Here is a 203-nt window from a genome sequence, read left to right on the forward strand (position 1 = left end):
AATCGATTGTGACTCGGACTCTGATTCACTTTCTGAAATCGATTGTGATTCTGATTCGGACTGGCTCTCAGAAATCGATTGTGACTCGGACTCTGATTCACTTTCTGAAATCGATTGTGATTCTGATTCGGACTCGCTCTCAGAAATTGATTGTGATTCGGACTCTGATGCACTCTCAGAAATTGATTGTGACTCGGACTCGC

General features: G+C 43.3%; 1 protein-coding gene. It reads left to right on the forward strand.

The window, feature by feature from the left end:
* On the forward strand, window positions 1-203 hold a 203-nt coding region (locus KI210_RS08800; protein ID WP_212781483.1), incomplete at both ends, for a hypothetical protein.

It is taken from the genome of Lactobacillus corticis (assembly GCF_018327645.1).
GTDB classification, from domain to species: Bacteria; Bacillota; Bacilli; order Lactobacillales; family Lactobacillaceae; genus Lactobacillus; species Lactobacillus corticis.